We start from the raw sequence: 12,525 nt of genomic DNA, 5'->3' as shown, positions 1-12,525 counted from the left end.
GGCGGCATCTTGGGGGATCCCCCCGCCTCACTATTTTCGTCTCGACGCTTGTGAGTGTCGAAGCTTTGTTCTAGGCTGAGGTATGGCGCTGGATGCGGTGGATGCCTCGGAGGGCGAGTTCTTCGTCCCTGATGTGCCGGACGCGCTCGACCTGGTTCTGGAGGTCGCGGACATGATGTCGATCTTCGCCGCGCAGCGATTCGTGCGGATCGACAGGATGCGGTGCGAGGCGCTGGCTGAGGCGGGACTGTACGGTGCGCAGTTGAACGGGATCGCCGAGCGATCGGTGCGTCTCGAACTCGCCTCTGCACTTCGCATAACGGAGTACGCCGCCGATGAGCTGATCCGACTGGCCGAAGCGGTCGTGCGCCGCTACCCGCAGGTGCTCGATTCGCTGTCACGGGCGGGGATGACCGAGAAGCATGCGAGCATCCTCGTGGACGGTCTGGACGAGCTCGAGCCGCACCTGCTGGACGGCGTGCTGCCGGAGGCGCTCGCGCTGGCCGAGGCCGAGCCGGTGGGCAGCTTCCGTCGCCGGCTGCGCAAGCTGATCGACACGGCACGCGTGGACACGCTGGCGGAGCGGCACGAGGCCGCGCTGGAGAAGCGGCGCACTTTCATCGAGCCGGCCGAGGATGGCATGGCGTCGTGGACGCTGATCGGCCCGGCGGTCGAGGTGCGTGCGGGGTTCGACCGTGTCACCGCCGTGGCGAAGGTCATCGGTGCGCAGCCTGAGGAGACGCGGACGCTGGATCAGATCCGCTCGGACGTCATGTTCGACCTGCTGATCGAGGGGAACACCGGCGTGCATCCCGTGCAGGCGCGGGGCATCCAGGCGAAGGTTCACGTCACCGTCCCCGTGCTCGCGCTCCTGGAGGACGGTGCCCGGACGAACGGTGAACCGCCCGTCGTCGAGGGAATCGGACCGGTCCCGGTCGCGGTGGCACGCGAACTGTGCGGATCGGCGCCGACGATGACGCGCATCCTCACCGATCCCGAGACGGGGATGGTGCTCTCGGTGAGCCGGGATCGGTACGAGACGCCTCCGTGGCTGCGAAGAATCGTCACCTGGCGGGCCGAGCGGTGCATGGCTCCCGGATGCACCATGCCGGCCTCTCGATGTCAGATCGATCATTCGATCGCGTGGGAGCATGGCGGGCATACCTCGCTCGGCAACCTCTGTCCGCTCTGCCAAGGGCATCACACCGTCAAACACCACGGCGGCTGGACCGTCACCCAGATCGAGGGCAGCGGCGGCGCGCTGGAGTGGATCTCGCCGACCGGTCGACGCTACCTCGTCCAGCCCGAACGCAAGGTCCCCGTCTTCACACCGGTCGCCGTCGCCACCGACGGCCGGGCCCCGTTCTGAACCGGCGTTCCTCGTGAGTTGAGGCTCGACCCCTCGACAAGCTCGGGGACCGATACCCGGCCGGTGAGAATCCCGGGTCAGACAGAGACCCGGAGCACCTCTTCGATCGTCGTCAAACCCAGCGCCACCTTCGACCAGCCGTCCTCGCGAAGCGACACCATGCCCTGCTCGAGGGCGACTTGGCGGATCTCGGTGCCCGTCGCGCGCGTCACGACGAGCTGCTCCAGCTCCTCGGTGACCGACATGACCTCGTGGAGCGCGACGCGCCCGCGGTAACCGGTGTTCGAGCACGACGTGCAGCCGAGCGCCTTGTAGAGCTGCGGCACGTCGGCGGGGTCGTGCGGGAAGCCGAGCGAGGTGAGCACCTCGGTCGGCTCGCTGATCGCCTCCCGGCACCGCATGCAGAGCCGGCGAGCGAGGCGCTGGGCGACGACGGCGCTGAGCGCCGTGGCGACGAGGAAGGGCTCGCACCCGATCTCGGTCAGACGGGTCAAGGCAGAAGGAGCGTCGTTGGTGTGCAGCGTCGACAGCACGAGGTGACCCGTGAGCGCGGCCTCGATCGAGATGTTGGCGGTCTCGAAGTCGCGGATCTCGCCGACGAGCACGACGTCGGGATCGGAGCGCAGGATCGACCGGAGCGCCGACTGGAACGTCAGGCCGGCGCGCGCGTTGACCTGCACCTGGTTGATGCCGGGAATGCGGTACTCGACCGGATCCTCGACCGTGATGACGTTGATGCGGGGATTCGCGACGGCCCGCAGCGCCGTGTACAGCGTCGTCGACTTGCCCGAGCCCGTCGGTCCGGTGGCGAGGATCATGCCGTGCGGGCGGGTGATGGCATCCCGGAACCGCGACTCGTTGACCCCCGAGAACAGGAGGTCGCGCATCGTCATGACCTGCCCCGTGTTGTCGAGGATGCGCATGACGATCTTCTCGCCCCACACCGTCGGCAGCGTCGCGACGCGGAGGTCGACCGACCGGCCCTCGTGGTTGATCGACAGTCGACCGTCCTGCGGCCGACGCTTCTCGGCGATGTCGATCGACGACATGATCTTGAGGCGCGAGATGATGCCGTCCTGGATCGCGCGGTCGGCCTTCTGCATCTCGTGCAGCACGCCGTCGATGCGGAACCGCACCGTCAGCTGGAACTCGCCCGGCTCGACGTGGATGTCGCTCGCTCGGTCGTTGATGGCCTGGGCGATGAGCAGGTTGACGAACCGCACGACGGGGGCGTCGGCATCCTGATCCTCGATCGACTCGGTGAAGATCTGAGCCTGCGCCTCGGAGTTCTCCTCGATCGCGATCGAGAGCTCGCTGAGCTCCTCGTCCGACCGCAGGAATCGCTCGAACATCTGGGCCAGCGCGTCGCGCGCCACGACGACCGGCTCCACGAAGAGATCGGTCACGCTCGCGACATCGTCGAGGGCGAGGATGTCGGTGGGATCGAGCACGCCCACCGTGAGGCGATCGCCGCGCCGATCGATGGGGATGAGCTGATACTTGCGGCACAGGTTGCCCGGCACGACGGCGATCACGTTGGGGTCGAGCGGAAGATTTGCGAGCTCGACGTAGCGGTGGCCCGTGTTCAGCGCGATCGCCTCGGCGATCTGAGCTTCCGTCGCAAGATGTGCGCTCACGAGATGCTGTGTGAGCTCCGGCCCGTCGCCGACCTCGGCCAGTGCCGCCGACATCTCCGCCGCGCGAACCGCGCCCGTCAGGACGAGCGTCTGTGCGAGTCCCCTCATCGGTACTCCCCAATTCCTGGGGCTCCCCCGAACCCCTCGGAGAATCATAATCGCTGGGCTGGGGGATGCCTGAGTCAATCCCCTGTCAAGGCCACCGGTCGTGCTCGCCCCGGCCGTTACTCTGGCGGCATGGCCGAGACCGTGGCTCCACCTCGTCACAACCTCATCGATCGCGTCACGGCTTGGGGGCTCACCCTCAAACCCGTGCGCGTCTGGTTCCACTACCTGGAGCGGCGCGGGTTCATGCTCGCCGACAGCATCACCTACCGCTCGCTGTTCTCGGTGTTCGCGGGAGTGCTCCTCGGCTTCACCTTCGCTGCGGTGTGGCTGAGCGACAACCCGCTGGCGATGCAGGCGCTCATCGACGCTGTGGATGCCGCGATCCCAGGCCTCATCGCGACGGACGGCAGCGGCAGCGGAATCGTCGACGTCTCGACCATCGTGGCGCCCACGGGACTCACGATCGCGGGGATCGCGTCGATCGTCGCCCTCTTCGGCGGTGCCATCGGCGCCATCGGCTCGACGCGCGCCGCGTTGCGCACCCTCGCGGGGGAGGTGCACGACGACGCGTTCTGGATCTGGGTCATCGTGCGCAACGTCCTCCTGGCGATCGTCATCGGCGCAGGCTTCCTCCTGTCGGCCGTCGCCACATTCTTCGGCACCGCCCTCATCGAACGCCTCCGCGACTGGATCGGACTCCAGCAGGGCTTCGTCGCCGACCTCGCGACATGGGCGCTCGCCCTCGGCGTCGTGTTCGTCCTGGATGCCGCCCTCATCGTGCTGCTGTTCGTGTCGCTCAGCGGGGTGAAGGCGCGCCCCGGCACCCTCATTCCGGGCGCGCTCATCGGCGGCCTCGGACTCACCGTGCTCCAGCAGCTGTCGGGGCTCTTCGTTCGAGGCGCTTCGGCCAATCCCCTCCTCGCCTCCTTCGCGGCGCTCATCGCGCTGCTCCTGTGGTTCAACCTCGCGGCGCAGGTCGTGCTGATCGCCTCGACGTGGATCCTCATCGGCGTGGCGGAGGACAGGGATCGCGTGCGCGCGCGCTTCGGTGCGACGACCTTCACGCTGCGCCGCATCCGCAAGGCGGAGGACGCCCTGCGCCTCGCGAGCGAGGAGCTCGAGCGGGCGCGCGCGCAGGAGGAGCGCGAACGCGCCGACTACGCAGCAAAGGGAAAGGCGGCCGAGACCCATGCCTGAGACGGTGCCGGCCTACACCGCCGCGCAGGTGCGCGCGGCTGAACGCCCACTCCTCGAAGCCGGTGAGCCCCTCATGGAGCGCGCGGCCGCGGCGCTCGCCGCCATCGTGCAGGGCATGGTCGACGAGCTCGTCGACGCGCGACCCGACGAAGTGCCGCGCATGCTCGTGCTCGCCGGCAGCGGCGACAACGGGGGAGATGCACTCCTCGCCGCGTCGGCCGTGCAGCATGCCGACATCGCCGTGCTCCCCACCGGCGCCCGCGTGCACGAGCACGGCCTTGCCACAGCCCTCGCGCAGGGTGCGGAGCTCGTCGAACTGCTCGACCTCCGCGACGCGCGGGCCGTCTACGACATCGTGCTCGACGGCATCCTCGGCATCGGAACCGGCGCCGACCCCGCGCTGCGCGGAACGGCGCGCGAAGCCGTGCGCCTCTTGCTGCCCGCAGTACGGGACGCCGGCACCCGCGTCGTCGCGGTCGACCTGCCCAGCGGACTCCAGCCCGACGACGGCACGACCGCCGACGACTCCGTGCTGCCGGCGACCGTCACCGTGACGTTCGGCGCCGTGAAGGTGGGGCTCGCCCGTGGGCGCGCCGCGCAACTCATCGGCGAGCTGGTGCTCGTCGACCTCGGACTGGGCGACGGCCTCGCCGATGTGCCGGCAGCGGGGGAGGCATCCATCTCCCGCATCGTCGAGGGGTAATCGCCCAAAAGCTCCTCGCTGGCGCGGCCATCGACCCCTCGACAGGCTCGGGGACCCCTACCGGGCGACAGCGTCCGGCGCGCTAGCGGCGGTAGCGCTCGACGAACGTGCGCAGCATTCGGCTCGGATGCGACACCGGCGCGCGCCGCACGGCCGCCAGCGTCAGATCGAGTTCGTCAGAGGCGAAGTAGCCGTAGCCCGCGTAGGCGTGGATGCGCGTCGTGATGCCCTCGACGTCGAGCTCGGGGTGGAACTGCGTCGCATAGACGTTCTGGCCCACGCGGAACATCTGCACGGGGCATGTCGGCGACGACGCCAGCAGCACGGCCGAGGGCGGCAGCACGCTGATCGCCTCCTTGTGCCCGACGAACGCCTCGAACTCCCGCGGCATCGAGAAGAGCAGCGGATCGGCGAGACCCGCCTCGGTCAGGGTGACCGGGACGACGCTGATCGGCTCGGGATACGTGCGATCGATCGTCGCGCCGAGGAACGCCCCGACGGTGCCGATGCCGTAGCACGCCCCGAGGAAGGGGAAGTCGGCAGCCACGACTCGCGAAAGCAGCGCATCGAAATCCGACTCGACCCGCTGCTGCACGAGCGACTTCATGGGAGGCGGATCCGACGCGTTGAAAGGGCCGCCGCCGACGAAGATGCCCGACAGCGTGTCGAGGTCGAAGTCGGGCATGCGATCCGCCTCGAGGCGCACGCGGATGAGCTCGCTCTCGGCGAGTCCTGTGTAGCGCAGGAAGAGCGCGTACTCTTCGTCGGCAGGACGATCCTCCGCCCGCGTCGCGAGGAGGACGAAGGGTTTCACAATGACGAAGATAGAGGTCGTGGACAGGCGTCGGCAGTCGACGGACATGTTTCCGCTGTGCAAACTCTCCCCACCTTCATCGAATTGGTACCGCTCTCACGGCCAAGGGTTGTTAGCGTTTGCATCGTGCACGAAGACAAGACCGAGTTCCGGACCGGCTCGCACCCGCTCGGAGCCACGCATCCCCTGGCCCTCGCACCCGTGAGCGCGCCGCTCTCGACGGTCGACGGGTTCGTCAAGCAGTTCCTGCAGAACCTCAACTTCGACATCGGCGTCTCGCTCTCGGCGTCGAGCCGGAACGACCAGTACCTCGCCCTCGCCGGCACGGTCCGCGACTACCTCATGGCGCGCTGGCTCGACGATCAGCGCCGCCAGAACGATCTGCAGGCGAAGAGCGTGTGCTATCTCTCCGCCGAGTACCTCCTGGGGCGGCAGCTGGACAACAACCTGCTGGCCGCGCGCCTGACGGACATCGCGACCGACGCCCTCGCCGAGTGCGGCATCCGCATCGACGACCTGCGTGAGATGGAGGTCGAGCCCGGCCTCGGCAACGGCGGACTCGGACGCCTCGCGGCGTGCTTCGTCGACTCGCTCGCGACGCTGGGCGTGCCGAGCATCGGCTACGGCATCCGCTACGAGTACGGCATCTTCCGGCAGACGTTCGTCGATGGGCAGCAGGTCGAGCAGCCGGATGCCTGGCTCTCTCTGGGCTCCCCGTGGTCGTTCCCGCACCCCGAGGCTGCGCAGCAGATCTCGTTCGGCGGCCACACCGAGACGTACGACGACCGCGGCGTCACGCGAAGCCGCTGGATCCCGGGCTGGAATGTGAAGGCGGTGCCCTACAACTACATGGTTCCCGGGTACCACAACGGCCGAGTCAACACGCTCCGCCTCTGGCGCGCTGTGGCGACCGACGCCTTCGATCTGCGCATCTTCAACTCCGGCGACTATGAAGAGGCCGTCCGCGCGCAGACGTTCGCCGAGAACATCTCCAAGGTGCTCTACCCCGAGGACTCGACGCCGCAGGGCAAGGAGCTGCGCCTGCAGCAGCAGTACTTCTTCGTCGCTGCATCCATCGGCGACTTCCTCGACAACGTGCTGCCGGGCGACTTCGACCTGACGAACCTGCCCGACCGCGTCATCTTCCAGCTCAACGACACCCACCCCGTCATCGCGGTGCCCGAGCTCATGCGCGTGCTGGTCGACGAGCGCGGATTCGAATGGGATGCCGCGTGGGCGATCACGCAGCAGTGCTTCGCGTACACGTGCCACACGCTCCTGCCGGAAGCGCTCGAGGTGTGGTCCGTCGACCTGCTCGGCCGCCTGCTGCCGCGCCACCTCGAGATCATCTACCGCATCAACGACGACTTCCTCGAGGAGGTGCGCGAGCGATTCGGCGACGACGAGCTGCGCATCCGCAACATGTCGATCATCGGCGAGCACCCCTACCGGTCGGTGCGCATGGCGTACCTCGCGACCGTCGCGGGCGCCAAGGTCAACGGCGTCGCCGAGCTGCACTCGCAGCTGCTGCGCGACAAGGTGCTCCACGACTTCGACGAGTTCTTCCCGGAGAAGTTCACCAACGTCACGAACGGCGTCACGCCGCGCCGCTTCATCCGCCTCGCGAACCCCACCCTCGCCGAGCTCATCACCGAGGCCCTCGGCGCCGGCTGGACGGTAGACCTCGATCGCCTCCGCGGGCTCGAGGCGTTCGCCGCCGACCCCGAGTTCCGCGAGAAGTTCGCCGCCGTCAAAGCGGGCAACAAGCGCAGGCTCGCGAGCGTGCTGCACGAGCGCGACGGCTTGACCGTCAGCGACGACCACATGCTCGACGTCATGGTCAAGCGTCTGCACGAGTACAAGCGGCAGATGCTCAAGGTGCTCCACATCGTCACCGAGTACGACAAGATCGTCTCGGGCCGCGCGACGGCCGCCGACATCACCCCGCGCACGTTCATCTTCGGCGCCAAGGCGGCCCCCGGGTACGCGATGGCCAAGCGCATCATCCACCTCATCAACGCCGTCGGCGAGGTCGTCAACAACGACCCGCTCGTCGAGGGCCGCCTCAAGGTGCTCTTCCCGCCGAACTACAACGTCACCCTCGCCGAGCGCGTCATCCCCGCCGCCGACCTGTCGGAGCAGATCTCGCTCGCCGGCAAGGAGGCGTCGGGCACCGGCAACATGAAGTTCGCCCTCAACGGCGCCCTCACGGTCGGCACCGACGACGGCGCGAACGTCGAGATCCGCGAGCTCGTGGGCGACGACAACTTCTTCCTGTTCGGCATGTCCGAGCCGGAGGTCGAGGCGCTGTGGGCGAAGGGCTACAAGCCGTCGGACTTCTACCAGTCCGACGACAACCTGCGCAGCGCCATGGATCTCATCGCGTCGGGCGCGTTCTCGGGCGGCGACCGCTCGGTCTTCGAGCCGATCCTGTCGAACCTGCTCTACGACGACCGCTTCATGGTGCTCGCCGACTACTCGTCGTACATCGACGCGCAGGCACGGGTCGACCTGGCCTACGCGGATCAGGATGCCTGGACCCGGTCCGCGATCCTCAACATCGCGCGCTGCGGATTCTTCTCGTCGGACCGCTCGATCAAGGACTACATCGACCGCATCTGGCACACGCCGCCGACGCTCTGACCCGTCTTCTCAGAGGCGATCCGGGAGCGCAGCGATGTGCTCCCGGATCGCGCTGAGCGCCTCGGCGACGACCGGATTGCGCGGACTCAGCCCTTGCCGGGGACCGCAGTGATGTGCTCCCGGATCGCGCTGAGCGCCTCGGCGACGACCGGATTGCGCGGGCTCAGCCCTTGCCGGGGACGGCGGCGATGTGCTCCCGGATCGCGCTGAGCGCCTCGGCGACGACCGGATTGCGCGGGCTCAGCCCTTGCCGGGGAGCGCGGCGATGTGTTCCCGGATCGCGCTGAGCGCCTCGGCGACGACCGGATTGCGCGGGCCCTCGTCGCGCGTCACGGCCCAGTAGCCGAGCGGGTGTGAGAAGACCCCGTCGAGGACGCGCACGAGGCGGGGATCGGCATCCCCGAGGAAATCGGGGAGCAGCCCGATACCGGCGCCCGCCGCAGCCGCCTCGACGTGCGCGAACACGCTCGTCGAGCGGATCGACGCGGGGGAGGCGGGCAGAGCCTGAATGGCGCGGTCGAGCTCGTCCACCTGAAGCGAGGACTCGATGTAGTAGTTGAGCGGATGCCGCGCGAGCTCGGCGATCGTCGTCGGCGTGCCCTCGCGCGCCAGGTAGGCCGGCGTCGCGTAGAGCACGAGGGCGTAGTCGCAGATCGGCGTGGCGTAGGCGCGGTGCACCTGGGGTCGCCCCACGACGATCTCGAGATCGACGCCCGAGCGGTTCTGGCGCACGCGCTGCGTCGCGGCGATCAGCTCGACCGCGAGGGCGGGATGCCGCGCCTGCAGCGCCGCCATCGCCGGCACGAGGAACACAGATGTGAACGCCTCGGGCGCCGCGATGCGCACCATGCCCTGCACGGCGCCGCCCTCCTCGGCGAGCTCGCGCACCGACGCCTCGATGCGCTCCGCGACCGCCAGCGCCCGGCGGCCGAGGGGAGTGATGTCCCACCCCGCGGCGGTGCGCACGAGCAGGCGCCCGCCCATCGCCTCCTCGAGCGCCGCGATGCGCCGCGACACCGTCGAGTGGTTGACGCCGAGCACCTCCGCGGCGGCTGTGTAGCGTCCCAGCCGCGCCGCCGCGAGGAACGTCATCAGGGCGTCGAGCTGCGGTTCGCGGAGAGGGGATGCCACGACCGCAGTGTGCACCAATGCACAGACTCCGTGCAACATTCGCGTCGCATCGTGCATTGAGCGCGAGTGCGACGAGTGGTTGGATGGCATCGAACCCCTCCGCCGTATCGTCGTGCGGAGCATCCTTCGACGACGCAGGAGCTGTGATGTCCACGATCGCCTGGATCGGCCTCGGTCACATGGGCGCGCCCATGACCGCCAATCTCGTCGCCGCCGGGCACACCGTGCGCGGCTACGACATCAACGAGGCGGCTGCGGCCACCGCGGCTGACGGAGGCGTCACCATCGTCGGCTCGATCGCCGAGGCGCTCGAAGGCGCCGACGCGTGCTTCACATCGCTGCCGATGCCGCAGCACGTTCGCGCCGTCTACGACGGCGACGACGGCATCTGGGCGAACGCCTCGACCGACACGCTGCTGCTCGACACGTCGACCGTCGACATCGAGACGTCGCACTGGTGCCACACGGAATCCGAGCAGCGCGGCTTCGTCTTCGTCGACTCGCCCATCTCGGGCGGCACGGCCGGCGCCGAGGCGCACACCCTCACCTTCATGCTGGGCGGGCGCGACGAAGACGTCCTGCGCGCGAAAGACCTCGTCGGCCCGATGGCCGGATCGGTCATCGCCTGCGGCGGAGCCACCGCGGGCATCGCGGCCAAGCTCGTCAACAACATGATGCTGTTCATCGGCGTCATGGCGGTGGCCGAGGGCTCGCAGCTCGCCGAGCAGCTCGGCCTCGACCAGCAGGTCTTCTGGAACGTCGCGGGCGCGTCGTCGGGCGGCTCCTGGCCGCAGCGCGTCTGGTGGCCCGTGCCCGACGTCGTCGCCTCCTCGGCCGCGAACCGCAACTTCGACGCCACCTTCTCCGTCGACCTCGCCCGCAAGGACTGCTCGCTCGCCGTGCAGGCCGGAGACGCGACAGGCGTGCACCTGCCCGCCGCCCAGCTCGCGCTGTCGCAGCTCGTCGAGCTCGCCGAGCGCGGCCTGGGTGGCAAGGACTGCACCCTCGTGACCCTCTTCGCCACCCCAGACGGCACGCTGCGCGGGTACGACCCGAGCGCGGACCGCATTCCCGCACACGCCTGACTCCAGGCATCCACCTCCCTCCCACTCCAGACAGGAAGCGCCATGAGCACCCCCACGATCGAGAAGACCCCCGGCGAAGCCGCCGAGGCCCTGCGCACGATCCCGCACGTCGTCGCCGGCGAGAAGCTCGCCCCCGAAGGCCGGCGCGGCCGCGTCTTCAACCCCGCGACGGGCGCGCAGACGGCCGAGGTCGCGTTCGCGACCGCGGACTTCGTGCACGCCGCCGCGCAGAAGGCCAAGGCCGCGCAGCCCACGTGGCGGGAGACCGGCCTCGCCAAGCGCCAGGCCGTGCTGTTCAAGGTGCGCGAGATCATCTCGTCGCGCGCCGACGAGATCGCGCGCATCATCACGTCCGAGCACGGCAAGACCGTCGCCGACGCGATGGGCGAGGTCGCCCGCGGACTCGAGAACGTCGAGTTCTGCACGGGCCTCATGCACCACCTCAAGGGCGAGTACTCGGAGCAGGTCGCGACGGGCATCGACGTGCACCAGGTGCGCCAGCCGCTCGGGGTCGTCGCGTGCATCACGCCGTTCAACTTCCCCGCCATGGTGCCGCTGTGGATGGTCACGACCGCGATCGCCGCAGGCAACGCCGTCATCCTGAAGCCGTCCGAGCGCGACCCCTCCGCCGCCGTGTGGCTCGCCGACGTCTTCCGCGAGGCAGGCCTGCCCGAGGGCATCTTCAACGTCGTGCACGGTGACAAGGAGGCGGTCGACGCGATCCTCGACGACCCGATCATCCGCGCCGTCTCGTTCGTCGGCTCGACCCCGATCGCGAAGTACATCTACACGCGGGCCGCCGCCAACGGCAAGCGCGTTCAGGCGCTCGGCGGGGCGAAGAACCACATGATCGTCATGCCGGATGCGGATCTGGATGCCGCGGCCGACGCCGCGGTCTCGGCGGCCTACGGGTCGGCGGGCGAGCGCTGCATGGCGGTGTCGGTCGTCGTCGCCGTCGGCGACGTCGCCGACGGGCTCATCTCCAAAGTCTCCGACCGCATCGGCGGTCTCGTGATCGGCGACGGCCTCGACCCCCGCTCGGAGATGGGCCCGCTCATCACACGGGAGGCGCAGGAGCGCGTCGCGGGCTTCGTCGAGAGTGCGGCCGGCGAGGGTGCGAAGGTCGTCGTCGACGGCCGCACGCACGAGTTCGAGGGCGACGGCTTCTTCATCGGCGCCTCGCTCGTCGATGACGTCAAGCCGGGCATGCGCGTGTACGACGAGGAGATCTTCGGTCCCGTGCTGTCGGTCGTGCGCGTCGCCTCGTACGACGAGGCGGTCGACCTCATCAACTCGAACCGCTACGCCAACGGCACGGCCGTGTTCACGCGCGACGGCAAGACCGCGCGGCAGTTCGAGTTCGACATCGAGGTCGGCATGGTCGGCATCAACGTGCCGATCCCCGTGCCGGTCGGCGCGTTCTCGTTCGGCGGCTGGAAGGACTCGCTCTTCGGCGACACGCACATGTACGGCCCCGAGGCGTTCAACTTCTACACCCGCCGCAAGGTCGTGACGACCCGCTGGCCGGAGCCCAGCGAGAGCCAGATCAGCCTCGGATTCCCGACTCACTGACAGCAGCCTCCCGGCTCCTTCGCGGAGCCGGGAGTAGGCTCGGCTCATGGCCATCGCACGTCTCCACGGAGGACCCCTCGACGGGCAGGTCCTGCCCCTCGAGAAGCCCGAGCTCGACTCGCTCATCGTCCCCTACGGCGAGGGCCAGATCGTCTACAAGCGCGACGGCAGCCTCGAGCACACGGGCTCGAGCGACGGCCCCACCGAGGCCGCGTTCTGGTTCATCGAGGCGACCGACGACATCGGCAATTCGGTCGACGACTGAG

10 protein-coding genes are annotated in these 12,525 nt (G+C 69.0%); 7 read left to right on the top strand and 3 right to left on the bottom strand.

All coding sequences use genetic code 11. The annotated features are described in order from the left end of the window. The first annotated feature begins 82 nt into the window (after window positions 1-82). On the top strand, window positions 83-1,369 hold the full coding sequence (locus tag ACH3VR_RS19195; RefSeq protein WP_397557933.1) for an HNH endonuclease signature motif containing protein: 1,287 nt from the start codon (window positions 83-85) through the stop codon (window positions 1,367-1,369). Between the two features lie 77 nt (window positions 1,370-1,446). Here the strand turns inward: ACH3VR_RS19195 and ACH3VR_RS19190 are convergent, their stop codons facing one another. Next, a complete protein-coding gene (locus tag ACH3VR_RS19190; RefSeq protein WP_397557932.1) occupies window positions 1,447-3,114 on the bottom strand; it encodes a GspE/PulE family protein in 1,668 nt (555 codons plus the stop codon). Between the two features lie 129 nt (window positions 3,115-3,243). Between ACH3VR_RS19190 and ACH3VR_RS19185 the strand changes: the two genes are divergently transcribed. Continuing rightward, on the top strand, window positions 3,244-4,311 hold the full coding sequence (locus ACH3VR_RS19185; protein ID WP_397557931.1) for a YihY/virulence factor BrkB family protein: 1,068 nt from the start codon (window positions 3,244-3,246) through the stop codon (window positions 4,309-4,311). After that, complete coding sequence (locus tag ACH3VR_RS19180; RefSeq protein WP_397557930.1) at window positions 4,304-5,014, top strand: NAD(P)H-hydrate epimerase; 711 nt, start codon at window positions 4,304-4,306, stop codon at window positions 5,012-5,014. The genes ACH3VR_RS19185 and ACH3VR_RS19180 overlap by 8 nt, the downstream gene beginning before the upstream one ends. An 82-nt stretch (window positions 5,015-5,096) precedes the next feature. Here ACH3VR_RS19180 and ACH3VR_RS19175 read toward each other — a convergent pair whose 3' ends face one another. Further along, the gene (locus tag ACH3VR_RS19175) at window positions 5,097-5,828 is read right to left on the bottom strand and encodes a glutamine amidotransferase (RefSeq protein WP_397557929.1); all 732 of its coding nucleotides are present in this window, start codon (window positions 5,826-5,828) and stop codon (window positions 5,097-5,099) included. 186 nt (window positions 5,829-6,014) lie between these two features. Between ACH3VR_RS19175 and ACH3VR_RS19170 the strand changes: the two genes are divergently transcribed. After that, window positions 6,015-8,471: a glycogen/starch/alpha-glucan phosphorylase gene (locus ACH3VR_RS19170; RefSeq protein ID WP_397558049.1), complete on the top strand. Its 2,457-nt coding sequence runs from the start codon at window positions 6,015-6,017 to the stop codon at window positions 8,469-8,471. A gap of 240 nt (window positions 8,472-8,711) precedes the next feature. On the opposite strand, the gene ACH3VR_RS19165 is transcribed toward ACH3VR_RS19170, so the two are convergent. Beyond that, the gene (locus ACH3VR_RS19165) at window positions 8,712-9,602 is read right to left on the bottom strand and encodes a LysR family transcriptional regulator (RefSeq protein WP_397557928.1); all 891 of its coding nucleotides are present in this window, start codon (window positions 9,600-9,602) and stop codon (window positions 8,712-8,714) included. A gap of 146 nt (window positions 9,603-9,748) precedes the next feature. Between ACH3VR_RS19165 and ACH3VR_RS19160 the strand changes: the two genes are divergently transcribed. The 3 genes from ACH3VR_RS19160 to ACH3VR_RS19150 are packed head-to-tail and all read left to right on the top strand — an operon-like array spanning window position 9,749 to window position 12,524. Continuing rightward, a complete protein-coding gene (locus tag ACH3VR_RS19160) occupies window positions 9,749-10,687 on the top strand; it encodes an NAD(P)-dependent oxidoreductase (RefSeq protein WP_397557927.1) in 939 nt (312 codons plus the stop codon). A gap of 42 nt (window positions 10,688-10,729) precedes the next feature. Next, window positions 10,730-12,259, top strand: a complete 1,530-nt coding sequence (locus ACH3VR_RS19155; RefSeq protein ID WP_397557926.1) for a CoA-acylating methylmalonate-semialdehyde dehydrogenase — start codon at window positions 10,730-10,732, stop codon at window positions 12,257-12,259. Between the two features lie 46 nt (window positions 12,260-12,305). After that, window positions 12,306-12,524, top strand: a complete 219-nt coding sequence (locus ACH3VR_RS19150) for a response regulator (protein ID WP_397557925.1) — start codon at window positions 12,306-12,308, stop codon at window positions 12,522-12,524. The last annotated feature ends 1 nt before the right edge of the window (window position 12,525 follow it).

Origin of the sequence: Microbacterium alkaliflavum (assembly GCF_044325405.1) — a bacterium.
In the GTDB taxonomy this organism is placed as follows: Bacteria; Actinomycetota; Actinomycetes; order Actinomycetales; family Microbacteriaceae; genus Microbacterium; species Microbacterium alkaliflavum.
Note: the sequence above shows the minus strand (reverse complement) of the source record. Positions and strands in the feature narration are given on the sequence as shown.